This window comes from Bifidobacteriaceae bacterium (assembly GCA_031281585.1).
Classification (GTDB): Bacteria; Actinomycetota; Actinomycetes; order Actinomycetales; family WQXJ01; genus JAIRTF01.
On the sequence record JAITFE010000137.1, the window covers coordinates 1 to 26,713 of the forward strand.

A 26,713-nucleotide genomic window follows, 5' to 3' on the forward strand; every position below is an offset into this window, starting at 1 on the left:
TCCACCGCTCAAACGACCAAGACAACCAAGGCGGCCGCCGATACAACCAAATCTGGGATAGGTCCGCACCCCAGACAACCCAGGTCCCACACGCCCACCAACAAAACTGACGCGCACCCCACCGGCCGGTCGCAGGGCGGTACCCTGTAGCAGTGCCGGTTGAGATTGCGCCATCGATTCTGACAGCCGATTTCGCCAATCTGGAACGGGAACTGGAGCGAATAGCCAGCGCCGATTGGGTTCATCTCGATGTCATGGACGGCCACTTCGTGCCGAATCTGACCATTGGGCTGCCCGTGATCCGGCGAATCGCCCAGATCAGCCCCCTGCCGACCGACGTGCACCTGATGATCGCCAACCCGGACCGGTTCGCGGCCGAATACGCGGCGGCGGGTGCCACTTCCGTGACATTCCACCTGGAGGCGGCTAAGGCGCCGGTCAGGCTGGCCAGGGAAATACGCGCCCAGGGCGCCAAGGCGGCCGTCGCCGTCAACCCGGCCACGCCGGTCGCGGCGCTGGAAAACCTGGTGGACGAACTCGACATGATCCTGATCATGTCGGTGGAACCCGGTTTTGGGGGCCAGCACTTCATTGAGCGCTCGCTCGCCAAGTTGGCGCAGGCGCGCTCCTTGGTGGGGGACCGGCCCGTCAAACTGCAAATCGACGGCGGGGCCGACCGCCAGACGGTGCCCAGAATCGCCAAGGCCGGCGCCGACGTGATTGTGGCCGGTTCGGCCGTGTTCGGCGCCCAGGACCCGGCGGCCGAAATCCGCGCGCTGCGGGAGCTGGCTCGTTGAACCGGCCGCCGGACGCCGCTTCGACAGCCCCGTCGAAATGTCTTCTGAAACCGGACGAGGCCCTGGCCAGGGCATTCGCCCTGGCGGAACTGGGACCGAAGCACGGGCCCAACCCACGGGTGGGCTGCGTTGTCACGGACCGTTGCGGCTTTGTCATAGGCGAGGGCTACCACCGGGGGGCGGGCACGCCCCACGCGGAGGTGGCGGCTTTGGCGGACGCCCGCGCCGGGATGGCCGACACCCGCGGGGCGACCGCCTACGTGACGCTGGAGCCCTGCAACCACCATGGCCGCACCGGGCCGTGCAGCCGCGCCTTGGCGGAGGCCGGCGTCAGCCGGGTGGTCTACGCGCTGACCGACCCGAATCCGGCCGCGACGGGCGGCGCCGCCTACCTGGCTGATCGCGGGGTCCAAGTGGAAGGCGACGCCGACCCGCAACGCGGGATAGCGCTGAACCGCGCTTGGGTCCACGCCATGACCACCGGGCGGCCCTATGTAACCCTCAAACTGGCCGCGAGCCTGGACGGGCGGGTGGCGGCGGCGGACGGCTCCTCGCAGTGGATCACCGGCGCGCCCTCGCGCGCCCACGCCCACCGCAAGCGAGCCGAGGTGGACGCGATCATGGTCGGCACTGGCACCTTCCTGGCGGACCGGCCCAAGCTGACCGCCCGCCACGAGGACGGCACGCTCTACGAGCACCAACCGCTGCGGGTGGTGGTGGGGGAGCGCGCGATCGGCTGTCCTGAATACCTCCACATCAAAACGCATGATCCGGCCCAGGCGCTGCGACAACTGGCCGGGCTGCAGGTGACCCACCTGCTGGTTGAGGGCGGCCCGACGGTGGCGACGGCCTTCCTCCGCGCCGGCCTGGTCAACCAACTTGACTGTTACATAGCCCCGGCCCTGCTCGGGGCGGGCGGTTTGGCCTCGTTGGGGCAATTGGGCATAGAGTCGGTGGACGGCGCTCTGCGCTGGCGCACCAGACACCTGGAGCGGATCGGGGACGACGTGTTCATTGAGGTCGGAAGGTAGCCATGTTCACAGGTTTGATCGAAGAGGTCGGGCGAGTCGTCGAGGCGACCCCGACCCGGTTGGGTGTCGAAAGCCGGACCGTCCTGGAGGACGCGAAACTGGGCGACTCGATCGCCGTCAACGGCGTCTGCCTGACCATCACCGACATAGACCAGGGCAGTTTCGGCGCGGACGTCATGGCGGAGACCCTCCGCCGCACCAATCTGGGCTCGCTGGCCCCCGGCCAGCCGGTCAACCTGGAGCGGGCGCTTCGGGCCGACGCCCGGCTGGGCGGCCACATTGTCCAGGGCCATGTGGACGGGGTGGGCGCTCTGGCCGCCCGCGAGGACGGCAACCTGGCCTTCGCGGCGCCCGCCAGCCTGGCCAAGTACATTGCCCGCAAGGGGTCGATCGCCATCAACGGCGTCTCGCTGACGGTGGTGGCGGTGGACGATGCCGTCTTTTCCGTCTCGCTCATCCCCGCCACGTTGGCGGGCACCAATTTGGGCGGGCTGAAAGTCGGCGACACCGTCAACCTGGAGGTCGACATCGTGGCCAAGTACCTTGAGCGGCTGGTCCAGCGATGATCCGGACTGGCACGGTGGAGGAGGCGCTCGACGCCATCAAAGCCGGGCGGCCCGTTCTGGTGGCGGATGACGCCGACCGCGAGAACGAGGCCGACGCGATCATCGCCGCCCAGAACGTCGATCCGGACTGGATCGCCTGGATCATCCGCCATTCGTCCGGCTACCTGTGCGCGCCGATGACGGCCGAGCGGGCTGACGCCCTCAACCTCCCGCTGATGGTCCCCAACTCGGAGGATCCCCGGCGGACCGCCTACACGGTCACCGTGGACGCGGCGCGGGGCGTCACCACCGGGATCTCGGCGGCCGACAGGGCGGCCACCCTGCGGGTCTTGGCCGACCCGGCCTCCGGGGCGGGCGACCTCATCCGGCCCGGCCACGTGCTGCCGCTGCGGGCGGTGGCCGGCGGGGTGTTGCACCGGGGCGGGCACACGGAGGCCGCCGTGGACCTGTGCCGCCTGGCCGGCTTGCCCCAGGTCGCCGCTATCGCGGAAATGGTCAGGGAAGACGGGTCCATGATGCGCCTGGCGGACGCGGCCGCGATCGCCGGGGAGGCCGGTTTGGTGCTGCTGACGATCGCCGACCTGATCGCCTGGCGGCGGGCCCAAGGGGACGTGCCGAGCGAAGGCGCCCCGACGGCATCGGCGGCGGCGGGCGCCCGGGTCGTGGCGACTGGGAAGGCGTTCTTGCCGACCGCCCACGGGGATTTCGACATCCACGGCTACCGCGACCTGAGGACCGGCCAAGAGCATGTGGCGCTGGTGGCCCGTTCGCGGGCGGGCAGCGTGGTCAGGGTCCACTCGGAGTGCCTGACGGGCGACGCGTTCGCCTCGCAGCGTTGCGACTGCGGGGCGCAGTTGGCGGCGGCGTTGGAACGCGCCAACTCGGAGGGCGGCGCCGTGATCTATCTGGCCGGCCATGAGGGGCGGGGGATCGGTCTGAAGGCGAAGATCGACGCGTACGCCCTGCAGGACCTTGGGCGGGACACCGTCCAGGCCAATCTGGAACTGGGCTGGCCCGTGGACCGGCGGGAGTACGGCGCGGCCGCCGCCATGATCAAAGACCTGGGCATGGAGCCGATTGTGCTCCTGACCAACAACCCCGCCAAGGTCGAGGGGCTGGCGGCGCTCGGCGTGGAAGTGGCGCGGGTGGAGCGCCTGGAGGTCGGCCGGACACCCCACAACTCCGGCTACCTGGACACCAAGGCGTTGCAGCTGGGACACAACCTGCACGTGGGCGGAGAATTCGGCGCCGCCCGCCAGGGCCGCTGGGACGGCGAGCTGGACGGCCAACGGAGCGGGGCGAGCGCGTGAGCGGCGGCGGCGCGCCTGAGCTGGCGGGGAGCGGGTTCGACCCGTCGGGGGTGCCTTGGCTGGTCGCCGTGGTGGCGTCGCAGTGGCACCGGGAGGTAATGGACGGCCTGGTCGCGGGCGCCGTCCGCGTCTTGGAGCGGTCGGGGGCAGAGTTCTGGGTAGCGCGGGTGCCGGGAGCGTTCGAGTTGCCGCTGGCGGCCAAATGGGCGCTGGAGGGACGCGGGGGCCGGTCGGCCCTGCGGGCCGGCAGCGACGAGCCCCTCCCGCAGGCGGACGCCGTGGTCGCTCTGGGCGTGGTCATCCGGGGCGGCACCCCCCACTTCGAATACGTCTGCGAGGCGGCCACGTCGGGGTTGGGCAGGGTGGCCCTGGACACGGGCAAGCCGGTCGGCTTCGGGGTGTTGACCTGCGACAACGAGGCGGAGGCGCTGGCGCGGGCCGGACTGCCCGGCTCCAGCGAGGACAAGGGCGCGGAAGCGGCCCAGGCGGTCCTGGCCATGCTGGGCCTGGCCTCGAGGCGTTGACCCGCCCGGAGCAAGCCATCTTGGCTGGTCAAGCGGCGGCCCAGTAGGCTTGGGGCCTTGTGAAGACGTTTGACCAGCTCTATGTCGAATTGTTGGGGAGGGCCCAGGCGGGGCCGCCGGACTCGGGCAGCGCCCGGCTGCTGAAGGCCGGGGTGCACGCGATCGGCAAGAAGCTGATCGAGGAGGCGGGCGAGACGTGGATCGCCGCCGAATACGAATCCGACGAACAGGTCGCCCTGGAGGCCTCCCAACTGCTCTATTACATCCAATTGATGCTGGTGGCGCGGGGCGTGCCGCTGGAGAAGGTCTACGAGAAACTCTGATGCTGAGAATCGCCGTTCCGAACAAGGGCTCGCTGAGCGAGGCCGCCATCCAGATGCTGCGCGACTGCGGCTACGCGCAGCGCCGCGAGGCCCGCGAACTGGTCTTGCTGGACCCGGCGGCGGACGTGGAGTTCTTCTATCTGCGGCCCCGCGACATAGCCGTCTACGTGGGCTCCGGCACCGTCGACGCGGGCATCACGGGACGCGACCTGCTGCTCGATTCGGGCGCGGCCGCGATTGAGCATCTGCGGCTGGGCTTTGGCGGCTCGACGTTCCGGTTCGCCGCCCGGCCGGGGGCGGCCTCCAGCGTCGAGGCGTTGACGGGGCTCAGGGTGGCGACCTCCTACCCGGTGTTGGTGGGGGATTACCTGCGCGAACGCGGAGTCGAGGCGGAGGTGGTGCGGCTCGACGGGGCGGTGGAGAGCGCCATCCAACTGGGAGTCGCGGACGCGATCGCCGACGTTGTGTCGACCGGCACCACCCTGCGGGCGGCGGGGCTGGCGGTGTTCGGCGAGCCGCTGCTCGAATCGGAGGCGGTCTTGATCCGGCGCCGCCACGGCCTGTCAGACAACGACGGGCTGGCCAGGCTCACGCGGCGCCTCCAAGGCGTGCTGGTGGCCTCGCAGTATGTGCTGATGGACTACGACGTGCCCATCGGCGCGGTGGAGCGGGCGGTCTCCATCACTCCGGGCCTGGAGAGCCCCACGGTTTCCCCGTTGCACAACAAGGGCTGGGCCGCGGTCCGGGCGGTTGTGCCCGCCAAGTCCACCAACGAGTTGATGGACCGCCTCTACGAGGTTGGCGCACGGGGCATCTTGGTGACGGAGATCAAGGCCGCCCGAATCTAGCCCCGGACGGTCCGCCAACCGCGCCGCCGGGCTCACGCCCAGGTGACGACCTCTTCCAGGGGCCGGCGGGCCTGGGGCCGCTTCGGGTCGACGGAGCGGTAGCCGAAGACCGCCGCGACGGCGAAGGCGTCCAGTTCCGGGTCGATCAGTCCGGCCTCCGCCAGGACGGCGGTGGCCTGGTCGTATTGGAGCCCCTCCAGCGGGCAGGAGTCCACCCCGATCACGGCCGCCGCGACCAACATGTTCTCCAGCGCCAGGTAGGCCTGGCGGGCCGTCCAGCCGAACGTGGCGTCCGCGCTGCCGTAGACCCCGATCCGGTTGGTCAGGAAGTTCTTGAGGCGGTCCCGCCAGGCCGCGATCAACTCGGGCGACATGCCCTGGACGGTGGCTCCGATGTGGGCCAGGTAGTCGCCGGACGGGTCAATCCCCTTGGCGGTCTTGGCCGTGATGGCCACCAGGTGCGAGGCTTTCCCGGCCTGCTCTAACGACACGCCGGTGCGTTCCACGAACTTGGCCCGCAATCCGGGTTCGGCCAGGACGATTATGTTCCAGGGCTCCAGTCCGTTCGAGGAGGGGGCCAGGCGACCGGCCTCGCAGATGAAGTCGAAATCGGCCGGTTCGAGGCGGCGCTCCGGGTCGAACCCCTTGATGGCCCGGCGGAAGTGAAGCGAGGCGAGGAACTTGGATTGGGCGTGCTCTTTGGCTTGAAAAGGTGTGGCGCTAGACATGACGGCGATGCTAGCGCATCCGCGCCCCGGACTGGGGTGCGGAGACCGGGTCGGTCCGGAGCCTCAGGGCGTCAGCCCTGAGAGCGTTCCCAGCACCAGGCCCCCCAAGGCGCCCGCCACCAGTTGCGCGGTTAGAACCAGGCCCAAAATCCCCAGGCCGAGGGCGGCCAAGTGGCCGAGCCAAACGTGCGTGCCTTCATCCTTCCTCATACATCCACGATGCGCTGTGAGGCTCGAAAGCGCCTCCGCCCACCCGATGATTTCGGATCGTGGTCGGTCATCCCGGGGGCGGCGGCCCGCCCGCCCGGGTCATCCCTGGGGAGGACTCGGCGAAGGCAGCGTCAGGATCTCGGCGCCGGTCGGCGTCACCACGATGGTGTGCTCGAACTGCGCGGATCGCTTCAGATCAGCCGTTACAACCGTCCAGTCGTCGTCCCACAACCGCCAGTCGTAGGTGCCCAGGGCGAGCATCGGCTCGATCGTGAAGACCATCCCGACCTCGATCACGTCGTCGAACCGGGGCGCCGCGTCGTAATGCGGGATGATCAGCCCGGAGTGGAACGCCTCGGCCACCCCGTGCCCCGTGTAGTCGCGGATGACCCCGTAGCCGAACCGTTTGGCGTAGGACTCGATCACGCGGCCGATCACGTTGACCTCCCGCCCCGGCTTGACCGCCTTGATGCCGCGCATGAGGGCTTCGCGGGTGCGGTCCACCAGCAGCCGCGACTCCTGGTCCACGTCGCCCGCCAGGAAGGTGGCGTTGGTGTCGCCGTGCACGCCGTCGAGGAAGGCGGTGACGTCGACGTTGACGATGTCCCCGTCCGCTATCACGGTCGAGTCGGGTATGCCGTGGCAGATGACTTCGTTGAGGGAGGTGCAGAGCGACTTGGGGAAGCCCCGGTACCCCAGCGTCGAGGGGTAGGCGCCGCGTTCGACCAGGTATTGGTGCCCGATGCCGTCCAAGTAGTCCGTGGTCACCCCCGGCCGGACGTGTCGGCCGACTTCGACCAGGGCGTCTGCGGCCACGCGCGAGGCGCGCCGCACACGCTCAATGGTCTGAGCGTCTTTGACCTCCGAGCCGGGCCACGGCTCCGAGTCGGGCCGGGCCTTGCCGACGTATTCTGGCCGGGGGATCGACTTGGGGACCGGTCGCACAGGCGAAACGCGGCCTTTGGTAACTGGCACGCCGTCCATCCTAGGGCGACGGCGAACAACCGGCTCGCGGAACGGCTCAGGGTTTGAGGACCGCGCGGCCGATCACTTTGCCCTCGTGGAGGCGCTTGTAGACGTCCACGCCCTGTTCGAGGGGGTATTCCTCCGTGTGGATGTCGATCACACCGCGCCGGGCCAGGGCGACCACGTCGTAGAGTTCGCCACGGGTGCCCCAGTAGGGGGCGAAGACGTTGCATTCGTAGGGAACCACGCCGAACCCGACTGTGGCCCGGCCGCCGCCAATGCCGACTATGTTCCAGTCGCCGCGCACCTTGGTGAGTTTGGCCCCAAGGTCGATCGACGGCTGCACGCCGACGAAGTCAAACACCACCTCGGCGCCCTGACCGTGCGTCAGGTCGCGAACCAACTCGACCGCGTCCTCGTTGGACTTGACCGCGTAGTCCGCGCCGACCTGGCGGGCCAATTCCAAGTGCGCCTCGGACACGTCCAGCGCTATGACGCGGGCGGGCGTCAAATGCTTGATCAGCTGGATGGCGGTGTGGCCAAGGCCGCCCACGCCGAACACCACGGCGTAGGAGTTCGCGTCGAGCTTGGCGCGGGAGTGCTGGAGGGCGTGATACGGCGTCAGGGCCGCGTCGGTCAGGGGCACGGCCTTGACCGGGTCGAGGTCTTTGATCGGAACCAGGTAGCGGGCCCGGTCGACCAGCATGTATTCGGCGGCCCCGCCGTCGTGGCCCAGACCCGGGGGGGTGATGCGCCGGGCGGTGGCGTTGTAGCAGTAGTTCTCATAGCCCTCCGCGCATTGGCGGCAGCGGCCGCAGCCCCAAGGGCCGTAGACCAGCACGTCCTCGCCCAATGTGACCAGGTGTTTGACGCCGTCGCCGGCGTCCACGACCGTGCCGGCGCACTCGTGGCCCAGCGTCATGGGGAGCGGGTAGTTGAGCGCTGCGGCGAAGTGCTCCATGACGGCGATGTCGCTATGGCAGAGGCCGGCGGCGGTGACCTTCAGCAGGACCTGGCCGGGCCCGGGGGTGGGGACGCGGACTTCGCGCAACTCCGGCCATGCGCCGGGCCGGACCAGTCGAATCGCCTTCATTGTGGACATAGTGGCTCCTTTGCCTTGGTTGGGTCTCGCTTGGCCGCCCGCCCGTCCGCAAGCCGTCCGGGGGAGTGGACCAGGCCTAAAGACCTACTTTAGCCTGCCTGTCCAGCCGGGTCTAATAGGCCGAAAGCCCGCCGTTCGGCAAAGCCGCCCGCTTGGTCGCGGCTCAGTAGAGGATGACCTCGGCCTCCGCGCCGTGGAGGCGGCGGGCGGCCTCGGCGAGCGAGCCCGTCAACGACGGGTAGACCGTGAACGACTCGGCGAACTGGTCCACGGTGAGCTTGTTCTTGACCGCCACCGAGAGGGCGAAGATCAACTCGGAGGCCCAACGGGACACCACCACGCCGCCCACAATGATGTTCGTGGTTGGCAGGCAGAAGATCTTGATGAAGCCCTGGCTGAGGCCCTTCATTTTGGCTCGCGCGTTGCCCCGCAGCGGCAGCATGACGGAGCGGGCGTTGAGGGCGCCGGAGTCGATCTCGGCTTGGGTGGCGCCCACCGTCGCGATCTCCGGCGCCGTGAAGACGTTGGAGGCGACCTCTTTCAAGTTGATCGGCGCGACCGCGTCCCCCAGGGAGTGCCACATGGCGATCCGTCCCTGCATGGCCGCCACGGAGGCCAGAGCGAAACCGTCGGTGCAGTCCCCGGCGGCGTAGACACCCCGGACGGAAGTGCGCGAGACCCGGTCCACCATCACGTGCCCGGAGGCGGTCAGGGCCACGCCCAGGTCCTCAAGGCCAATGCCGGTGGTGTTCGGGATGGAGCCCACCGCCATGAGGCAGTGCGAACCCTCCACGCTGCGTCCGTCCGCCAAACCGACCACCACACCGTCGCCCCGGCGTTCGGCCGAGACCGCCCTCGCGTCGTTGTGGATGACAATCCCGCGCTCTTGGAACGACTCCTGGATCAGCCGGGCGGCATCGTCGTCCTGGGAGGGCAACACCTGGTGGCGGGAGGAGATCAGGGTCACGTCGACCCCCAAAGCCCGGTAGGCGGAGGCGAACTCCGCCCCGGTGACGCCGGAGCCCACCACGATCAGCCGTTCGGGCAGGGTGTCCATGTCGTAAATCTGGGCCCAGGTGAAGATCCGCTCGCCGTCCGGCGTGGCCGCCGGCAATTCGCGCGGCCGGGCGCCGGTGGCGATGAGCAGCACGTCGGCCGGGAGCACCTGGTCGCCGTGCTCCGTCGAGGCGATGATCAGCGACTTGGTGGCGCAGCGGGCCGTGCCTTGGACCACCCGCACACCGTCGGCCAGCAGCTGCCGCTCGATGTCCTCGCTTTGCGCCTTCGCCAACTCGCGGATGCGCTGGTGCACTTTGGACATGTCGACCCCGATCGCGCCGGCCAGGTCGCTGGAGCCGTCGGCCATGCGCAGGCCCAGCGAGCCCGCGCCGCGCAGCCGGGTCATGACCTCGGCCACCGCCGAGAGGGTCTTGGACGGCACCACGTCCGTCAACACGGCCGAACCGCCCAGTCCGCGCCGTTCCACCAGGGTGACCTGTCCGCCAAGCTGCCGCCCGACCAGGGCCGCTTCGTAACCCCCCGGCCCGCCGCCAATGATCACCACGTTGGTCATGTAGCCCCATCTTTCCTTAGCTTTGACTCTTCCCAAACTTACCAGCCGCTAAGGTGGCGCCATGACGAAAGAGATTTTCCTGGCCGGCGGCTGTTTCTGGGGCGTCGAGGAGTACTTCTCCCGCCTGCCCGGCGTGGTGGGGACCGAGGTGGGCTACGCGAACGGTCCCACCGGCGACCCGGTCGGCTATGAGGAGGTGTGCGCCGGGTCGGGCCATGTCGAGGCGCTGCGCCTGACCTACGACCCGGCGGTGGCGCCGCTCCGTTTCTACTTGCTGAGGCTCTTCGACGTGATCGACCCGGTGTCCGTCAACCGCCAGGGCAACGACGCGGGCCCGCAGTACCGCACCGGCGTCTACTGGACCGACCCGGCCGACCAGACCGCGGTCGAACTTGAGTTGGCGACTTTGCAGCGCCGCCACCGCGAGCCGATCGCGGTCGAATCGGGCCCGCTGGCCAACTTCACCCCGGCCGAGGAGTATCACCAGCGTTACCTGGCGAAGAACCCGGGCGGCTATTGCCACATCTCCCCGGCCCGGATGGCGGCGGCCGGCGAGGCAACGGACGCGCCCGATGCCGTGGAGGGCGTCCCAGCCCCGTCCGCGCGCCCCAGCGGCTCGGCTGCCGATCCGGCCCGTTTGGCCCGTCTGACGCCGATCCAGCGCGCCGTCACCCAGACGGGGGCCACGGAGGCCCCGTTCACGGGCGAATACGACCAGACCTTCGAGCCCGGCGTTTACGTGGACGTGACCAGCGGAGTGCCATTGTTCGCGTCGAGCCAGAAGTACGACGCGGGCTGCGGCTGGCCGGCCTTCGCGCGGCCAATCCCTCAAGCTGTGGTGGAGCTTGAGGATCGGTCTTACGGCCGGGTGCGCACCGAAATCCGGTCGGCCGGATCGGGAGCCCACTTGGGCCACGTCTTCGACGACGGCCCGGCGGACCTGGGCGGCCTGCGCTACTGCGTCAACTCGGCCGCCCTGGAGTTTGTGCCCAAGGAGCAGATGGCCGCACGGGGCTACGCCGAATACCTGCCGTTGGTCGAATCCCCGCGGGGCTGACCAGCTACTCCTGGTCGGTGCGAGCCGACCCGAAGACGATCTCGTCCCAACTGGGCACCGAGGAGCGCTTGGCCTGCGAGCGGGAGCTGCGCGTCGGCGGGCGCTCGGGCTCCGGCTCTGGTTCCGACGCGCCCTCGTCCTCCATTGGCAGGAACGGCTCGACATAGGGCCTGGACTCGACCGGGGCCTGCTCGAACAACGTGCCGCCCTCAGCGCCGCCACGCGCGCCCCAGAAGGTCGGCTCCGTCTCGTTGAACCGGTTCTGGTCCTCGAACGGGTCGGCGTCCGGATCGTCCGGCCAGACCTCCGTGGGTGGCTCGTCCGGCTGACGCAGCTCCAGCACGTCGGCCCGGCCGTCCACCGGCCGGGCCTCGTCCGCGAATCCGACCGGCTGGTGCAGGCCGCGATGACTCATCAAGCCGTCGAGCAGCGACACCGGCGAGTCGTCGGCCCCGTCCTCGAACTCCGGGTGGAGGTCGCCGTCCGGGGCGTCATCGCCGCTCCCCGGAACGGCGCTCAAATGCCGCAGCGGGGGAATAGGCCGGTCCGGCTCGTCGCCCCGGCCGATCCAATGGGCCTGGTCGTTCAAGGCCGTCAGCGAACGGCCCGCCAGGTCGACTTGCCAACGGGCGCGGACCGGTCCCGAATCGGCTTCGAAGTCGAGGCGCACCACCCACCCGCCCGGCTCCCGCACGGCGTCCCAGACCAGTAGGTCCGGGTCTACGCCCTGCTGGGCGACCCGGTCAAACGCCAGATCTTCAATGGTCCGCTCGCCCGGGTCATGCCGCAGGGCGAGGCGGCGGGCCTGGCGCGCCACATACTCGCGTTCGTCCAGCACGGGCGCGGCGTAACGGTTGATGTGCTCCAGGTCAAGGCCTGACGCCTCGGCCAACTCGGCGGGGCTGGTGCCGGCGCGGACCAGGGTCTGGATGTCCTTGGGCCGCAGCACCTCCGGAATCTGCACCGGCGCGTCCGGGGCCTGAGAGCGCTTCGCCCCGATGACGGCGGCCCGCAATTCGGCGCTGATGGCGACGGCGAATTCCTCCCCGGCCTGATCGGCGCAGATCAGCCGGTCGTCATCGGCCCGCACAAACGTCAACTCGTTCATCCCAATCCTTCCGCGCCAGCGAGTGCTTAGTCCTCACGAGCTTGGCACAGGTGGGGCCGTCGGCCGGGCAGGCGGAGTCGGCGTGCCGGAAGTCTCACCCGCCTCGAACGCCCGAAAGCGCAAATCCGGTGCGGCCGTCACCCTTGGTTCACACCAGGGGCGCGGAACGTGCTACCCTGTCGCGCGATCCGGTACGGAATAATCCCTCCGCCACGAGCGTTCCATGCGAGCCCCCGACAACCACCGACGAGATGAGACCTAAGGACTGATGGCTACCGATTACGACGCCCCCCGAAAGAACGACGAGGATCTGGGCCAGGACTCCCTGGAGGAGTTGAAGGCCCGCCGCGCGGAGAAATCCGCGGCCGTGGTCGACGAGGACGAAGCCGATGCCGCCGAAGGCTTCGAACTCCCCGGAGCCGACTTGTCCAACGAAGAGCTGTCGGTCCGGGTCCTGCCCAAACAAGCCGACGAGTTCATGTGCTCCTCCTGCTTCCTGGTGCACCACATCTCCCAGCTGTCGTCAACCGACCAGGACGGCAGTCTGATTTGCCTGGAATGCGCCACCTGACCGGCCGCGTGTGACGTAGGCTGAACCGTTGTGAAGACCCCTGTTGAAGTGCTGGTCACCCGGCTGGACGGGGGCATGCCCCTGCCCGCCTACGCCCACCCGGGCGACGCGGGGATGGACCTGGCCTCGGCCGAGGACGCGGTCATACCGCCCGGCGGCGGCCGCGTCACCGTGGCTACGGGGTTGAGCCTGGCGCTGCCGGACGGGTTCGTGGGCTTGGTCCACCCCCGTTCGGGCCTGGCAGCGAGGCACGGGGTGACCGTGGCCAACGCGCCCGGCACCGTGGACGCGGGCTACCGGGGCGAAATCAAAGTGACCTTGCTCAACACCGATCCCTCGGCGCCGTTCACGGTTCGGCGGGGCGACCGGATAGCCCAATTGTTGATCCAACGGGTCGAGGAGGCCACATTGATCGAGGTGGAACGCCTTCCCGGATCGGTTCGGGGCCGGGGCGGCTTCGGCTCGACCGGCCTGGCGGCCCAGACGCGAACTGACACCGAGAAGGAGTAGGGATGGCTTTGTTCAAGCGGCGCCGGTCCGACCAGTCCGAGGACCAGGCTCTAACGGCTGGCGGGCCGGACGGAACCGAAGCGGCGGCTGGCGGGACGGCATCGGGCCCCTTTGACGAGTCGGAACGGCCGGTCAAGGACGGCCTGGTCGACTTCGGCGCCATCCGCCTGCCGGCGCTGCCGGGCTTCAAGGTCAGCGCCGGGGTGGCCAAAGCCACCGGCCGGCCGGTTTCCCTGACCGTCGCGAAAGACGGGTCGCAAATGGAGTTGCAGGCGTACGCCGCGCCCAAGACCCTCGGCATCTGGGAAGAGGTGCTGGACCAACTGGAGGGCTCGGCCGCCAAGCAGGGCGGCAAAGCCAGCCGGGCGGAGGGACGGTTCGGGCCGGAGCTGATCGCCGAGATCCCGACGGCCACCGCCCAGGGGCGGACCGGCAAACAGGTGGTTCGCTTCATGGGTGTGGACGGGCCCAGGTGGCTGCTGCGGGGCGCGATCACCGGCAAGGCGGCCCGCGACCGCGCGGCCGGCGAGGACCTGGAGGAGCTGTTCGCGGGCGTGGTGGTGGTGCGGGGAACCGACGCACGGCCTCCCCGCGAGGCGCTGCCGTTGCGGCTGCCCGGCGCGGGCAAGGCCCCGGACGGTCAGGAGGCCGGCTCCGATCCGACGGCGTTGCTGGAGCGCGGGCCGGAAATCACCGAGGTCCGCTAATGCCGCCGGGAGGGCGCGTCAAGCGCTGGCTGCGCGACGTGTTCGACCCGTTGCCGGCGCTTGAGGCGGAACCCGACCGGCTGTTGGCGCGGGTCGGCGGCGTCAAGCCGATCAATTCGGTCGGGGACCGGGAGACCGCCAAAGTCACGGGCGTGATCCGGTCCGTGGCGATCGGGCCGCGCGGCCCCAAAGCCATGTTCGAAGTCGAGCTGACCGACGGAAGCGGCGACCTCCGGGTGGTTTGGCTGGGCCAACGCCAAATCTTGGGCCTTGAGCCCGGCCGGCAGCTGATTTGCCAGGGCCTGGTGGCCCGGGACGGGGCCATCCGGGTGATGCGCGACCCGTATTACGAACTGGTCCCCGTGGGGGGCGGCGAATGAGCGCGCCCGGCGACCAGCGCGGCCTGAAGTCGGTGGTCGCGGAGGAGTTCTCATTCGCCGAGGCCATGGGCGGCGTGCGCGGAATGGTCGAGTCCGTCTTGCCCGGCCTCACCTTCGTGGTGGTCTACGTCATAGAGCCGCGGTTGTGGCCGCCGTTGGCGGCGGCATTCGGACTCGCGCTGGTCTTGGCGGTCGTCCGGCTGATCGGGCGGTCCTCGGTGATGGGGGCGGTGTCCTCCCTGGGCGGGATCGCGCTGGGCGTGGTGTGGGCCCTGGTCAGCGGCAAAGCCGAGGGCTTCTACGCGCCCGGCCTGTGGATCAACGGCGGCTACCTGGTCGGCTGCCTGCTCTCGATCCTGGCGCGCTGGCCGGTGGTGGCGGTGGTGGCGGCCATGGCGACGGGACGGCTGGAGACGTTCCGGGCCGACAAGGCTTTTGTGCGGCGGGGGGCTTGGGCCACCTGGCTGATGGTGGCGCTGTTCGCCGCCCGCCTGGCCGTGCAGCTGCCCCTCTACTTCGCGGGCCAGGTGGCGCTTCTCGGAACGCTCAAGCTTGCGATGGGGGCGCCGCCGTTCGTGGCGCTGCTCTGGGTGTCCTGGCTGATCATGCGGCCCGTGCTGCAAAAGGACGAAGACGGCGCCGGGCAGCCCGCGGATGACCCCGGTGAGGCGGAGACGTAGGCTGTGAGCGATCCCAGCCCGGCCGCCAAGCCGATCGGCGCCCAGACCATCCTGCCGGCCGAGCGCCGTCCCTTCGAGGTGGTGACGGCGGACCGCGTCCGCTTGGTGGGAGAACTGGCGTTGCCGCCGGACGGGCGCGTCGCGCGGGCCACTTTGATCCTGTTGCACCCGCTGCCCACCGAGGGCGGATCGATGGACTCGCACCTGCTGCGCAAAGCCGCGTGGCGGCTCCCCGCGCTGGCGGACCTGGCGGTGGCGCGGTTCAACACCAGGGGCACCGGCTCGGCGCTGGGGCGCTCCGAGGGCCGGTTCGACGGCGGCGCCGCCGAACGCGAAGACGTCATCGCGGTGGTGGGACACGTGGTCGGCCTGGGCTTGCCCAAGCCCTGGCTGGTCGGCTGGTCGTTCGGCTCCGAACTGGCGCTGATGCATGGGGCCCGCCTGCCGGTGGAAGGGGTGATCGCGATTTCCCCGCCCCTCAAGAAAACCCGCTCCGAGCACTTGATCCAATGGGCCGCCGCGCGCAAACCGGTGACCGCGCTGGTCCCGGAGCGCGACCAGTTCCTGAAACCCGCCGAGGCCCGCGCCCGCTTCGCCATGGTGCCGGGCGCCAAAGTCGTTGAGGGACCGGACGCGGTGCACCTGTGGATCGGCGAGAAGGCGGTCCGCCAAGTGCTGGACGCGATCGTGGATGTGGTGGCGCCGGGCGTGGGCCCGCTGCCGACCACTTGGGACGGGCCCAGCGAGCTCTACAAACACGAAGCGAAGACGGTAGTGTCGCCTGAAAGGTGACGGCGGGTCGAATACAGGAGGCGAGACCAATGACAATTCTGGCCGTCAGAGCGGCGGGCTCCTTGCGGGGAGCCGCGGCGCTGGACCAAGCGCTGGGCGATCCCTGGGCTCCGGACGACGACACATCCCGATTCTCAGCGGCCGAACGCGCCCGCCTCACCGCGGCCGCCCCGGTGGTGCCCGGCCGCGCGGTGCCGTTGGTGCTGCTGCACGCGTTTCCGCTCAGTTCGGCGATGTGGGGGCCGGTCGTGGCCGAACTGCCCGAACTCCCCATCCTGGCGATCGACCTGCCGGGGGCCGGGTTCAGCCCCGCGATCGACCCGGCCACCATCCGCGCCGCCGGCCTGGCGGTGATCGAGTCGCTGGCCGAACTCGGGGTCAAACGCGCCGTGGTGGGCGGCGTCTCGATGGGGGGCTACGTGGCCATGAGCGTCATCAAGGACGCCCCCGAACTGGCGGCCGGCCTTGTCCTGATGCACACCAAAGCCGGCGCGGACGACCCGGCCGGGCGGGCGGCCCGGCTCGAGACGGCCCGCCAAGTCCTTCAGGCGAGCTCAACCGAAATCCTGGCGCCAATGGCCGCCCAAATGATCTCCGCCGTCAGCCGGGCGGCGCAGCCGGGGCTGGTGGAAACAATCGAACACTGGATCGACCAGGCCACGCCGGGCGGGGTCGCCTGGGCCGAAGAGGCCATGGCCGGCCGGCCCGACGCGCTCGGCATACTGCGGGCCAGCGGGCTGCAAACTCTGATTGTGGCCGGCAGCGAGGACCCGTTCGCGCCGGTCGCCGCCGCCGAGCAGATGGCGGACGCGATCGGCCCCACCGCCAGCCTGGTCGTCTTGAGCGGGGTGGCCCATCTTGGGCCGCTGGAGGCGCCAGACGTGATAGCCAGGCTTGTGCGGGAGTCCTACCGCCGCATGGTCGGCTAGTCGCTAGCGCCGAGGGCCAGTCCGTCCACGATCTCCGCCCCCGGCAAGGTGGCCAGGATCGCGCCCGGCAGGACCAACTTGGCCTGGCGGACGCCGGCCCCGATGATCGCCGGGCCGCCGTCCACCACCTGGCGGTCTATGAGGACCCGCCAGCCTTGCGGCAGGCCGACCGGCGTGATGCCGCCGTACTCCATGGCGGACTCCGCGACCGCCGCGTCCATCGCCATGAACGAGGCCTTGCGCACGTCCAGAAGCCGCCGCACGGCGTTGTTGACATCGGCGCGGGTCGTGGCCCTGACAGCGACCCCCGCGACCTTCTCCACGCCCGCCCGGCGGCCCGCCACCACCACGCAGTTGACGGAGGCGTCCGGCGGCAGGCCCAAGCCCTGGGTCAAAGCGGCCGTGTCTGACAACGCCGGGTCGATAGCCGCGACGCCGACCACCGCGGCGGCATCGGGCACGGCGGCGAACCACCGGGCCAAAGCCTCGAACGTGGCCTGGGCCAAGAGTTCGGGATGCTCCAACGGCGGGAGCGGCTTGAGGTTGGGGAAGTCCGGAAGCGTGGGGGCCATGCGGCCATTCTTCCGGGCGGAGCCGTCCCGCGCCAACTGGGTAAAGCCGACCCTAGCGGCCGGGCGCGGCCAGGTTGCGGGAGACCAGGCGCCGCAGCCGCGACAAGTAGTTGTCAAGGGCCTGGCGCTGGACCTGAAGCTTGTCGATCGCCAGTTGCTCGGTGCGCCGGTGCTCCTCCGCCTGGGCGACCGCTTGGTCCATGGTCTGGTTGGCCTCCGCGCGCGCGGTCGCCAAGATGATGTCGGCTTCCTCCTTCGCCCCGGCGGACAACACCTCCACGTACTCGTCGGCGTGGGCCATGATCCGCGAGGCTCGCTCTTGGGCCTCCAGCAACTGCTGGGTGGCGATGGAGCGCTGCTCGGCCGGCCCGGCCAGGACGCGCTCGGCCTCCTTGATGGACCGGTCGCGGTCCTCGGCCAGGCGGGCCAAGTTCGCTTCCGTGCGGTTGGCGATGACGCGTTCGGCCCGGGCCACCTCCTCGCGGGCGCGGTCGACCAGGCGGTCCGCCTCGGTCCGGACCTCCGCCAAGAGCGCGGCGGACTCGGCTCGGGCCGTGGCCGTCAACTGCTCGGCCTCCGCCCTGGCCTCGGCGATGCGGGCCTTGGCGAATTCGTCGGCGGCCAGCCGGGTGGACGTCGCCTGCTGGTGGGCTTCGGTCTTGAGCTGGCCGGCCTCGATGCGGGCGTGGCTGGTCAACGTGGCCGCGTCGCGCTCGGCGTCCTCGCGGGTCTTGGCGGCGTAGATCATGGCCTCGGAGCGCCTGACCGAGGCGGCCGCGTCGGCCTCCTCCCGAACCGAGCGGGAATAGGCCTCCGCCTCCGCCCGCAGGACCCGCGTCTCTCCTTGGGCGGCCGAACGCACCTGTCCGGCCTCTTCGGCCGCGCGGCTGCGCTGCGCCATGGCGTAGCGTTCGGCGGCCGTCAACTCGCGGTCTATCTGGGCTCTGACCTCGGCCAGGAGCTGCTCCGACTCGTCGTCCACGGCCGCCCTGACCTGGTCCGCCTCGGCGCGGGCGGCGGCCTTCAGCTGATCCATTTCAGCCTGCACCCGGCCCTGGCGGGCGGCCGCCTCGGCCGCGGCGGCCGAAACCATCTGCTCGAACTCGGCGGCGCTGGTTGTCAGCAGCTCGTCGGCCTCCCGTTTGGCGGCGTCCACCAACTCCTGGGCCTCGCGTTCCGCGACGGCCCGCATGGTTTGCGTCTCGCGTTCGGCGCTCTGGGACAACGCGGTCGACTCCCGGACCATCATCTGCCGGCGCTCCAAAGCCGCCTTGTTGGCCGAATCCCGCAGTTCCGCCGCACGGCGCTGGGCCCCTGCGATCACCTCACGGGCGCGGCGTTGGCCGTCCTCCCGCGCGCCCTGCGCGCGGCGGGCCGTTGAGGCCTTCAGGTCCTCCAATTCGCGGTGCGCCAACGCGACCAACGTCTCATGGGAATGCTCCGCCTGGAGAAGCTCACACTTGGCGGCCGCGTCCGCGTCCCGGCCCAGTTGGGCGGCGTGCTCCTCGACTGCGGCCAGTCGGCTGGCGACCTCCGCCTCGAGTTGCCCGGCGAACTCCGCGACCTGGCCATGGCGGCGGCCGGGCTGGCGCCAGGCCTGATCCGCCAACTGGGAGCGGACCTGATCCAATTCGGCCGCCAGCATCTGACCCCGGCGCACCAGGGCTAAGGCTCGCTCCCGCGTCTGGGCGAGTGCCGCCTCAAGCTCAGCGGCGCGCGGTTCCTCGCTGACCATAAGAAATTACTGCTTCAGGCAGTCTGGTCTGACTCCGCGTCCGGGTCCAAGGCCTCGGCTTCGGTGAACAACTCGGCCTGGGTGACTTGCTCGATCACCTCGACCGAATCCCCGTAGTCCTCCTCGGCCAGTTCCGCGTCGTAGACCTCGGCGTCATAGGCGACCGGTTCGTACTCGTAACCAAAGGCCTCCGGCTCGCCGGCCGGCGGCAGGGCCGTCGGGGCGGGCGCCGAATCCAGCACCGCGTCAATGTTGGGCATTGGCGTGGCGCCGAGCAGCCCGCGCAGTTCCTCGAGATAGCCGGTGATCGACTCGCGCTGGCGGTTGAGGTCGTCCACCTGACGCTGAACGGAGATGCGCTCCCGCTCCGCCTCCTCGACGGCCTCGCTGACCGTGCGGTCGGCGAAGGAGCGGGCGTCTTGGACCACCCGGTCGGCGTTGCGGCGGGCGTTGGCGAGAAGGTCGGAAGCCTGCTGGTCGGCATCGTGCCGGAGCTTCTCCGCCCGGGCGAGGGCCTGGGCAACCCGCTCCTCGGCCTCTTCGGCGCGAGCGTTCGCTTCCGCGATGAGGCGGTCGGCTTTGGCCTTGGATGACTCGAAGCGCTCCGCGTTAGCGGCTTCGGCCGCTTCGATGCGTTGCGCGATCTCGATCTCCGACTCGGCCCGCCATTCCTCGGCCCGTTCGGTCAAGGCGGCGGCCTGCTTCTTGGCCTCCGCCAACAGCGTGGAGGCTTCCCGCTCCGAGCGGGTTGTCAACTCCTCGGCGCGGGCCCGCGCGTCCTCGTAAAGCTCGGCGGCCGCGCGCTCGGCTTCGGTGCGGGTTTGGGTGGCGTAGCGGTCGGCCGACTCCTTCAGCTCGATGGCCTCGCGGCTGGTGGAGGACAGCAGATCGGTGGCCTCCCGCTCGGCCGAGTTGCGCAGCTCGTGGGCGGCCAGCTCGGCCGCCGAACGGGTGGCCTGCTCGAACTGTTCCGCGTCGGCTCTGGTCTGCTGGGCGTAGTGCTCGGCCTCCGACCGGATCTGGAGGGCGTACTGCTCCGCGTCCGACCGCAGCTGCTGGGCGTACTGGTCGGCGTTGGATCGCACTTGCTGCGAATACTGGTCGGCGGCCGACCGGCGCTCGGAGGCTTCGTTCTCCGCGGTGGCCCTGAGTTCTTGGGCCTCCCGCTGGACGGCGGTGCGGGTTTGGGTCGCGTACTCTTCGGCCTCGGCCCTGAGCTGCGACGTCTCTTGGTCGGTCGCAAGGCGCAGAGCCGCGGTCTCCTGTTCGGCGGCGGACCGCAGTTGCGTGGAATAGCGCTCGGCGTCTTCTCGCTGCGAGGCGACCTCGACGGCCACGGAGGAACGCAACTCGGCGGCCTCGCGCTCGGCGTTGACCCGCAACTCGGTGGTCTCGCGTTCGACCGAGGCGGTCAGCGCCGCGATCTCGCGCTCCAAGGCGGCCCGGCGCTCGGCCTCTTCGGAGGCGATGTTGCCCATCACGCGCGCGGCTTCGCGCTCCGCGGAGCCGACCATCTCCTCGGCCCGGCGCGAGGCGTTGGTCAACTCCGCCTCCGCCTCGGCTTGCGCGGCGGCCAGCGTCGCCTCGGCTTCGCGGCGGGCTGTCGCCAGCATCTCGGCGACCTCGTTCTCGGCTTGCGCCTTTAGCTGGTCGGTTTCGAGCTTGGTCCGCGCCAAGAGCGCGGAGGATTGGGAACGAGCCTGATTGAGCACGTCCATCGACTGTTCTTCGGCCGACCGCATCAATTGCTCGATGCGGGCGCCCAGCCCGGAGTAGCTTGGGCGCTCGGCTTCCCGAAGTTGTCGGTGGGCCTCGTTCAACTCGGCCCCCAAGGCCGTGATGCGAGATTCGAGTTCGTCTACCTGACCTTGGGCGGAGGATAGGTTCTCCTCCAGGGTCTCGAGTTGTTTGTCAACGGCTTGGCGTTCGTAACCGCGCACCGCGGTGGGGAACCCATAGTTAGACACTGAAAACCTCCATGGACGGGGCGCCAGGGAGTTCCCGGCAGTTTACACGCAGCGACATTAGCCTACTGGTAAGTCTGGGACCTTGGGAACCCTTACCTGTACGGCTCTTCGACTGTCGTGTTTCGGCCCCTTCTGGGACCCGGTTGGAAGGCTTGTCAGTCCAACCGTTAGGGTAATGAGCTGAACTTGGGCCGACTACTTGAGCAAAGGGATGAGTGTGGTGAGACCTTGGCTGGCCGGAACAGCCATTGGATTAGGGCTGGTAGCAGCCGGTCTGGCCGTGGCTTCGGCGACCGTGTGGCGGCCGCCGGACCATGTCAGCGCCACCCACAAGGCGGGCCCGTACATCCAGGCGGTCGTGGCCGAGCCCGGTGTGATGGAAGCTCAAGCAAGGACCGTGGAAATCGCCGTTAAATCTACTCAACCGGTGGTTGTGGCGATCGGCCGGGACACCGATGTGACGGCTTGGCTTGCCGATTCGCCGGCGGAGCACCTGACCGGGTTCGCCAACCGCCACACCTTCACGGTCCGCGAGTCCGGCTCCAACGAGCCGCTCGCGGCCGCCGTCGGGTCGGACTTGTGGGTCGTGGCGCGCGAGTACTCCAGCGGCGGTCTGATCAAATGGGAGAAGGCCGAAGAGGGGCGCTGGTCCCTGGTGATAGCCCCGGCCGGGGCCGGCGGCGAGGGCGCGGCGGTGAGCCTGGAGGAAGCCGAGATCACCATGACTTGGCCGCAGGTGGTCAGCACGCCGCTGCTTTGGCCCGGAGTGGCGGTGGGCATACTCCTGGTTGTCGTGGGCGGCCTGGGTCTGGTCGTCAAACGCGGGCGGGTTGGCGCCGAGGACCGGTTCGGCTACGCAACCGGGGAACTGGCACCAGACCTTGGGCCCGTTCGCGAGGCCAGCCCCGTCGCGGCCGTGCCACAGTTAGCGGCGGTCGGCGCCGGCGGTGCCCCGCCCCTGGGCACCGGTTTGTCAGATGACGCCTCGGCGCGCGAGGTCGGAGCGGGGCCGGCCGAACCGGCCGAAACCGCCGATCCCGCCGACCACGGGGAGGCCGCTGAACCGGCTCCGCCCGCCAAGCCCAAGAGGCGCTGGTTCCGCCGCCGGCCGCTCGCTCCGGTGGAGGAGCCGCCGCCGGAGGAGCCGCCGCCCGCGGCGCCTGAACCCAAGCTTGACCTGGGGCTCGCCACCCCCAACCGGAACTGGGAGCGTCTGGCGGCGCCCGATCCGCGCTACGCCGACCTGGACGAATCCGAAGCCGAACCCGAATTCGCCCGCGCGGACGCGGGCGCGGCCGGCCCGCTGGCCGAGGCCGGGGTGGACGCCGCAGGCGAGGAGGTCTGGCCGCCGCGCACGCGTGGCGCCCGGCCGCGGGGTTGGCCGGAACCCGAGCCGAGCCTGGAACAGTCAGCCGGACGGCCGTCCGCCTTCGCCGGGTTCCAAGCGGTCGACTCGCCGGCGTTCGGCGCCACCCAGCCGCCCGGCGCGATCGGCCCGTTGCCAAGCCTGGCGGACCTGCCGGAGGAATCCGGCCGCTACGAGCCGACGCCGGCGCCCAGCCGCTACGGGCTGCCGCAACGAGGCGCCGGGGCGCCCCCGCAGCCGGCCACCCCGGCCCAGAAGATCGAGGCCCTGCGCCAAACCCACACGCCTGTGGCGGACGAGGCGGCGGAGACCATCGCCGCCGCGATGGCGGCCGCCGCCGGAGCCGGTTCCGCCGCGGGGCTGACCCGGCGCCAGATCCGCGAAGCCGAGCGGGCGGCCGCGGAGGCCTTGCACGTGGCGGGCCGGTCGACCGGCGAGATCCCGGTGTGGCAGAGCTCCGCCAACTCCTCCCGGCTGTCCGTGCAGATGCAGTCGAGCGAGGGGGGCGAACAGTGAAACGCCATGTCAGACGCGCCCGCGCGACCGCCATCGTGGTGACCGGGCTGGCCGCGGCCATCCTCGGCGGCTGCTCGCAGCCCGTGCCGGAGGTCGCCCCGCCGCCGCGGCCGGCCGAGCCGCCGCCGGTGGTCCTAAACGTCCAGATAGAGCGCATTCTGCAGGAGCTTTCGGCCGAATTGGAGCAGGCGCAGGCGGAGTCCGACCCGGCGGCGCTGGCCGGGAGGGTCGGCGGGGCCGCCTTGGCAATGGTCCAGGCCCATTACGCCGCCAAAGCGGCGAATCCGGACGAACAGCCGCTCGAATTGGGCACCCGTTTCGCCGACGGGCAGATCGTGGCCCGGTCGGCGACATGGCCGCGCTCATTCGTGGTGGTGACGGACGCGGAGCCGACCGAGGCGCCGTTCATCTACCAGCTCGAGCAGCGCGACGCGCGCAGCCCCTACAAGTTGTCGCTATGGGCGCGGATGCTGCCCGGGGCGACGGTGCCGTCGGCTGCTCCGGCCGGGGTCGGCTCCGACGTGGTCGAACCGAACTCGGAGAGGACCCTGGTCTCGCCGGTCGCCGCGCTGGCGGCCTACGCCGCCGCCAAAGACGATCCGGCCGGGGAGGCGGCGGCGCTCCTGGACACGGCGCCCAAAGACGGGGTGGACCCGGACCCGGCGCGTGAGCGTTGGTCGGTCTTGGTCAAGAGTTGGCGTGACAATTCCCGTGGCCTGGCGGACATCTCCGTGAACGCCCTGTCGACGCCGGTCGAGGGATCCGTGTCCGCCCTGTCCACAGCCGATTCGGGCGCGCTTGTCTTCGGCCAGGTCAAGTCCGTCGTGGACGTGTCCGTCACGCCCGCGGAGGGCATCTACACGGACATCGGCGGCGCGCAAGGCTACCTGGGTTTGGGTGCCTCCTCGCTGCGGATGTCCAAGTCCGCCCATGTCGAATACCTTGAGTCCGTGGTTCTGGCGGTGCCGCCCGCGGGCAGCGATCAGCCAATCAGAGTTGTCGCCGTGTACGATCTGGCCACGGCGGCACAAGTGGAGTGAGTGGAGTAGCAGCACCATGACCGAACGTTTCGCCGATTCGTCCGTGCCCGATCTGGCAAAGGCCGCCGATGCCGCGCCCCCGCCCGCCGGGTCCGCCTACGTTGTGGACGTGGAGGGGGAGGAGGCCTTCAAGGCCGTGGTCGCGCAATCGGCCACGGTGCCGGTGGTGATCGACCTGTGGGCCACCTGGTGCGAGCCGTGCAAGCAGCTCAGCCCCATTCTGGAGCGCCTGGTCGGCGAATACGGCGGCCGGCTGATGCTGGCCAAGGTCGATGTGGACAAGAACCCGCAGATCGCCGCCGCGTTCCAGGTTCAATCGGTGCCGACCGTCGTGGCGGTGGTGCAGGGGCAGCCCGTGCCGCTGTTCAACGGGGCGCTGCCCGCGGAGGCGGTCAAGCAGTTCTTCGACGAGTTGCTGAAGGCAGCCGCCACGGTGGGCGTGACGGGGACAATCGACGCCGCGGCGCCGGCTGCGCCGGCCGCCCCGCCCACGCCGCCACTTCATCAGGAAGGCTATGACGCGCTGGAACGCGGCGACCTCGGGGCGGCCAAGGCCGCCTTCGCCAAGGCGTTGGCCGAGGCGCCTGCGGACGCGGTCGCGAAGGCGGCCCTGGCGCAGGTCGAGTTGCTGGAGCGCTTGGATGCCGCCGGGGACGCGGGCGCGCGCGCCGACGCCCAAGGCGCCACCCTTGAGGACACGCTGGCGGCGGCGGATGCGGAGGTGGCCTCCGGCAATTCGGCCCAGGGCTTCAACCGCCTGCTCAGCGCCATGGCCAAGGCCGCTCCGGAGGACCGGGAAACCCTGCGCCTTCGGCTTCTAGACCTGTTCGAGGTGGCGGGCCCGGACGACCCGGCGGTGGCGCAAGCGCGCCGCCGCCTGACCTCGCTCCTCTTCTAGACCAGAAATGGGGACGGTACCTGTTTCCGGCTCGCCGGAAACAGGTACCGTCCCCATTTCTGGCCGATCCTCCGCCTCCGCCCTGCCCGTCATCCCAATCCCGGTTGCCCGCCTGGCGAGATCGTGCTGACGCCCTCGGGCGCGGCGGCGGCCGCGCGATAGCATTCAGCCAAAGCCCCTACTCAAGACCGGCAGGCATCACAATGGCAAGACCTCCAAGAATCCCATCTGAGTCCGGCATCTATCACGCGATGGTCCGCGGAGTGGACAGGATGCCCATCTTCAAGGACGCCGACGATTACCGTCGTTATCTCCGACTTGCGGCCGAGGCCGGGGATTGCGCTGGAGTGCGCGTGCTCGCCTACGCGCTGATGCCCAACCACGCCCACTTCTTGATCGAGGCCGAGTCGGAGCAACTCAGCAGCTTCTTCCGTCGGCTGGGGGTACGCCACGTCGGCTATTTCAACCGCCGCCACAAGCGGGTTGGACACCTCTTTCAAGATCGCTTCAAGAGCAAGCCCGTTGAGGACGAAGCGTATTTCGGCGTGGCGGTGACCTATATCCATCTCAACCCGGTCTCCGGCGGTTTGGCCAAGGAACCGGCCGATTACCGCTGGAGTTCGCGCCGGGCCTGGACCAGCCCAGACGGCCTGACGGACACGGCCCGTTTGGCGCAGTTGGCCGATCTTGGCGCTCTCAGGCAACAAGAGGAGGATGCCCTTCGGGCGCCCCCCTCCCTGGCCGAGCCGTTTCCCCGCCGCAAGGGCGGCCGCCCGCGGAAGGGCGGCGCCGACGGGCGGAAATAGGTACCGTCCCCGTTTTTACGCGGGGGTGAACCAGACGGCGCCTAGTGGGGGGACGCGGATCGACGCCGAATACGGGCGGCCGTGCCATTCCAGGTCCTCCGCCTCGATCGCGCCCAGGTTGCCCACGCCGGAGCCGCCGTAGGCGGTCGCGTCCGTGTTGAGGATCTCCTGCCACCGGCCGCCCAGCGGCAACGCCAACCGGTAGCCCTCCTGGGGAACCCCGGCGAAGTTCACGACGGCCGCCAACTGGCGCCCGTCACGCGACTTGCGGAGATAGGCCAAAACGTTGTGGTCGGCATCGTCGGAGTCGATCCACTCGAAAGTGCCCGGATCGGAGTCTTGGTCCCACAGAGCGGGGTGCTCGCGGTACAGCGAGTTGAGGTTCTTGACCAACGCGGCCAGGCCGGCGTGGTCCGGCTGGTCCAAAAGCCACCAGTCGAGCGACCAGCGCTCCGACCATTCGCCCTCCTGGCCCAACTCGCTGCCCATGAACAGCAATTGCTTGCCGGGATGGGACCACATGTAGGCGTACAGGGCGCGCAGGTTGGCCAGCTTCTGCCAGCGGTCGCCGGGCATCTTGGCCAGGAGGGAGCCCTTGCCATGGACCACCTCGTCGTGGCTGAGCGGCAGGCAGTAGTTCTCGGAGAAGGCGTAGACCATCGAGAACGTGATCTCGCCGTGGTGGTACTTGCGGTTGACCGGGTCCTCGCGCATGTAGCGCAAGGTGTCGTTCATCCAGCCCATGTTCCACTTGAGGCCGAAGCCCAGGCCGCCGCCGGAGGTCGGGGCGGTCACGCCCGGCCAGGCGGTGGACTCCTCGGCCACCATGACGATCCCGGGGTAACGCTTGTAGGCCGTCGCGGTGGTCTCCTGGAGGAACGAGATCGCCTCCAAGTTCTCCCGCCCGCCGTAGGCGTTCGGGGTCCACTGGCCCGGCTCGCGCGAGTAGTCCAGGTACAGCATCGAGGCGACCGCGTCCACCCGCAGGCCGTCGGCGTGGAACTCCTCCAGCCAGTAGCAGGCGTTCGCCACCAGGAAGTTGCGCACCTCGGTGCGCCCGAAGTTGAACACCAGCGTGCCCCAGTCCGGGTGCTCCCCGCG

29 protein-coding genes are annotated in these 26,713 nt (G+C 70.0%); 19 read left to right on the forward strand and 10 right to left on the reverse strand.

Annotated elements, in window-relative coordinates; translation table 11 throughout:
* Positions 1–152 precede the first annotated feature (152 nt).
* From rpe to hisG, 7 genes are read left to right on the forward strand one after another with little or no spacing between them, the layout of a single operon-like run.
* A complete protein-coding gene (gene rpe / locus LBC97_14385) occupies positions 153–797 on the forward strand; it encodes a ribulose-phosphate 3-epimerase (protein ID MDR2567217.1) in 645 nt (214 codons plus the stop codon).
* Positions 794–1,828, forward strand: a complete 1,035-nt coding sequence (gene ribD / locus LBC97_14390; GenBank protein MDR2567218.1) for a bifunctional diaminohydroxyphosphoribosylaminopyrimidine deaminase/5-amino-6-(5-phosphoribosylamino)uracil reductase RibD — start codon at positions 794–796, stop codon at positions 1,826–1,828. Before rpe ends, ribD begins: the two co-directional genes overlap by 4 nt.
* Before the next feature lie 2 nt (positions 1,829–1,830).
* Positions 1,831–2,394: a riboflavin synthase gene (locus tag LBC97_14395; protein ID MDR2567219.1), complete on the forward strand. Its 564-nt coding sequence runs from the start codon at positions 1,831–1,833 to the stop codon at positions 2,392–2,394.
* Positions 2,391–3,704, forward strand: a complete 1,314-nt coding sequence (gene ribB, locus LBC97_14400; protein ID MDR2567220.1) for a 3,4-dihydroxy-2-butanone-4-phosphate synthase — start codon at positions 2,391–2,393, stop codon at positions 3,702–3,704. Before LBC97_14395 ends, ribB begins: the two co-directional genes overlap by 4 nt.
* Entirely contained in the window at positions 3,701–4,228 is a 528-nt protein-coding gene (gene ribH / locus LBC97_14405) for a 6,7-dimethyl-8-ribityllumazine synthase (GenBank protein ID MDR2567221.1), read from the forward strand. The genes ribB and ribH overlap by 4 nt, the downstream gene beginning before the upstream one ends.
* A 59-nt stretch (positions 4,229–4,287) precedes the next feature.
* The gene (locus tag LBC97_14410) at positions 4,288–4,551 is read left to right on the forward strand and encodes a phosphoribosyl-ATP diphosphatase (GenBank protein MDR2567222.1); all 264 of its coding nucleotides are present in this window, start codon (positions 4,288–4,290) and stop codon (positions 4,549–4,551) included.
* Positions 4,551–5,399, forward strand: a complete 849-nt coding sequence (hisG, locus tag LBC97_14415; protein ID MDR2567223.1) for an ATP phosphoribosyltransferase — start codon at positions 4,551–4,553, stop codon at positions 5,397–5,399. Before LBC97_14410 ends, hisG begins: the two co-directional genes overlap by 1 nt.
* A 32-nt stretch (positions 5,400–5,431) precedes the next feature.
* Here hisG and LBC97_14420 read toward each other — a convergent pair whose 3' ends face one another.
* The 5 genes from LBC97_14420 to LBC97_14440 form a co-directional block, all read right to left on the reverse strand.
* Entirely contained in the window at positions 5,432–6,127 is a 696-nt protein-coding gene (locus LBC97_14420; GenBank protein ID MDR2567224.1) for a nitroreductase family protein, read from the reverse strand.
* A 63-nt stretch (positions 6,128–6,190) separates the two neighbouring features.
* Positions 6,191–6,337, reverse strand: a complete 147-nt coding sequence (locus tag LBC97_14425; protein MDR2567225.1) for a hypothetical protein — start codon at positions 6,335–6,337, stop codon at positions 6,191–6,193.
* 99 nt (positions 6,338–6,436) lie between these two features.
* Positions 6,437–7,312, reverse strand: coding sequence for a type I methionyl aminopeptidase (map, locus tag LBC97_14430; GenBank protein MDR2567226.1), 876 nt, complete (start codon positions 7,310–7,312; stop codon positions 6,437–6,439).
* Between the two features lie 46 nt (positions 7,313–7,358).
* Complete coding sequence (locus tag LBC97_14435) at positions 7,359–8,405, reverse strand: NAD(P)-dependent alcohol dehydrogenase (protein ID MDR2567227.1); 1,047 nt, start codon at positions 8,403–8,405, stop codon at positions 7,359–7,361.
* A gap of 163 nt (positions 8,406–8,568) precedes the next feature.
* Positions 8,569–9,978, reverse strand: coding sequence for an NAD(P)H-quinone dehydrogenase (locus LBC97_14440; protein MDR2567228.1), 1,410 nt, complete (start codon positions 9,976–9,978; stop codon positions 8,569–8,571).
* Between the two features lie 61 nt (positions 9,979–10,039).
* Here LBC97_14440 and msrB point away from each other — a divergent pair, with 61 nt between their 5' ends.
* Positions 10,040–11,035, forward strand: coding sequence for a peptide-methionine (R)-S-oxide reductase MsrB (gene msrB / locus LBC97_14445; protein MDR2567229.1), 996 nt, complete (start codon positions 10,040–10,042; stop codon positions 11,033–11,035).
* A 4-nt stretch (positions 11,036–11,039) separates the two neighbouring features.
* On the opposite strand, the gene LBC97_14450 is transcribed toward msrB, so the two are convergent.
* Positions 11,040–12,143 (reverse strand): DUF3071 domain-containing protein, encoded by a 1,104-nt coding sequence (locus LBC97_14450; GenBank protein ID MDR2567230.1) that lies wholly within the window; start codon positions 12,141–12,143, stop codon positions 11,040–11,042.
* Positions 12,144–12,411: 268 nt separating this feature from the next.
* Between LBC97_14450 and LBC97_14455 the strand changes: the two genes are divergently transcribed.
* The 7 genes from LBC97_14455 to LBC97_14485 are packed head-to-tail and all read left to right on the forward strand — an operon-like array spanning position 12,412 to position 16,712.
* Positions 12,412–12,714, forward strand: coding sequence for a DUF4193 domain-containing protein (locus LBC97_14455; protein MDR2567231.1), 303 nt, complete (start codon positions 12,412–12,414; stop codon positions 12,712–12,714).
* Positions 12,715–12,744: 30 nt separating this feature from the next.
* A complete protein-coding gene (dut, locus tag LBC97_14460) occupies positions 12,745–13,224 on the forward strand; it encodes a dUTP diphosphatase (GenBank protein ID MDR2567232.1) in 480 nt (159 codons plus the stop codon).
* Between the two features lie 2 nt (positions 13,225–13,226).
* Positions 13,227–13,931: a DUF3710 domain-containing protein gene (locus LBC97_14465; GenBank protein ID MDR2567233.1), complete on the forward strand. Its 705-nt coding sequence runs from the start codon at positions 13,227–13,229 to the stop codon at positions 13,929–13,931.
* On the forward strand, positions 13,931–14,311 hold the full coding sequence (locus LBC97_14470; protein MDR2567234.1) for an OB-fold nucleic acid binding domain-containing protein: 381 nt from the start codon (positions 13,931–13,933) through the stop codon (positions 14,309–14,311). Before LBC97_14465 ends, LBC97_14470 begins: the two co-directional genes overlap by 1 nt.
* A complete protein-coding gene (locus tag LBC97_14475) occupies positions 14,308–14,991 on the forward strand; it encodes a DUF3159 domain-containing protein (protein ID MDR2567235.1) in 684 nt (227 codons plus the stop codon). Before LBC97_14470 ends, LBC97_14475 begins: the two co-directional genes overlap by 4 nt.
* A 3-nt stretch (positions 14,992–14,994) precedes the next feature.
* Positions 14,995–15,783 (forward strand): alpha/beta fold hydrolase, encoded by a 789-nt coding sequence (locus LBC97_14480; GenBank protein ID MDR2567236.1) that lies wholly within the window; start codon positions 14,995–14,997, stop codon positions 15,781–15,783.
* 29 nt (positions 15,784–15,812) lie between these two features.
* Positions 15,813–16,712, forward strand: coding sequence for an alpha/beta hydrolase (locus LBC97_14485; protein ID MDR2567237.1), 900 nt, complete (start codon positions 15,813–15,815; stop codon positions 16,710–16,712).
* Here LBC97_14485 and LBC97_14490 read toward each other — a convergent pair.
* Genes LBC97_14490 through LBC97_14500 form a run of 3 tightly spaced genes read right to left on the reverse strand, consistent with a single transcriptional unit; the run spans position 16,709 to position 20,986 of the window.
* The gene (locus tag LBC97_14490; GenBank protein ID MDR2567238.1) at positions 16,709–17,284 is read right to left on the reverse strand and encodes a hypothetical protein; all 576 of its coding nucleotides are present in this window, start codon (positions 17,282–17,284) and stop codon (positions 16,709–16,711) included. The genes LBC97_14485 and LBC97_14490 overlap by 4 nt on opposite strands.
* Before the next feature lie 52 nt (positions 17,285–17,336).
* Positions 17,337–19,019, reverse strand: coding sequence for a hypothetical protein (locus LBC97_14495; GenBank protein MDR2567239.1), 1,683 nt, complete (start codon positions 19,017–19,019; stop codon positions 17,337–17,339).
* A 14-nt stretch (positions 19,020–19,033) separates the two neighbouring features.
* Positions 19,034–20,986 (reverse strand): hypothetical protein, encoded by a 1,953-nt coding sequence (locus tag LBC97_14500; GenBank protein ID MDR2567240.1) that lies wholly within the window; start codon positions 20,984–20,986, stop codon positions 19,034–19,036.
* Positions 20,987–21,197: 211 nt separating this feature from the next.
* Between LBC97_14500 and LBC97_14505 the strand changes: the two genes are divergently transcribed.
* The 4 genes from LBC97_14505 to LBC97_14520 all read left to right on the forward strand — a co-directional run bounded on the left by LBC97_14505 (position 21,198) and on the right by LBC97_14520 (position 25,612).
* Complete coding sequence (locus tag LBC97_14505; GenBank protein MDR2567241.1) at positions 21,198–22,868, forward strand: hypothetical protein; 1,671 nt, start codon at positions 21,198–21,200, stop codon at positions 22,866–22,868.
* Positions 22,865–23,908, forward strand: coding sequence for a hypothetical protein (locus LBC97_14510; GenBank protein MDR2567242.1), 1,044 nt, complete (start codon positions 22,865–22,867; stop codon positions 23,906–23,908). Before LBC97_14505 ends, LBC97_14510 begins: the two co-directional genes overlap by 4 nt.
* Positions 23,909–23,924: 16 nt before the next feature.
* Positions 23,925–24,806: a tetratricopeptide repeat protein gene (locus LBC97_14515; GenBank protein ID MDR2567243.1), complete on the forward strand. Its 882-nt coding sequence runs from the start codon at positions 23,925–23,927 to the stop codon at positions 24,804–24,806.
* A 251-nt stretch (positions 24,807–25,057) separates the two neighbouring features.
* Positions 25,058–25,612, forward strand: a complete 555-nt coding sequence (locus tag LBC97_14520; protein ID MDR2567244.1) for a transposase — start codon at positions 25,058–25,060, stop codon at positions 25,610–25,612.
* A 15-nt stretch (positions 25,613–25,627) separates the two neighbouring features.
* On the opposite strand, the gene glgB is transcribed toward LBC97_14520, so the two are convergent.
* On the reverse strand, positions 25,628–26,713 hold a 1,086-nt coding region (gene glgB, locus LBC97_14525; GenBank protein MDR2567245.1), incomplete at its 5' end, for a 1,4-alpha-glucan branching enzyme.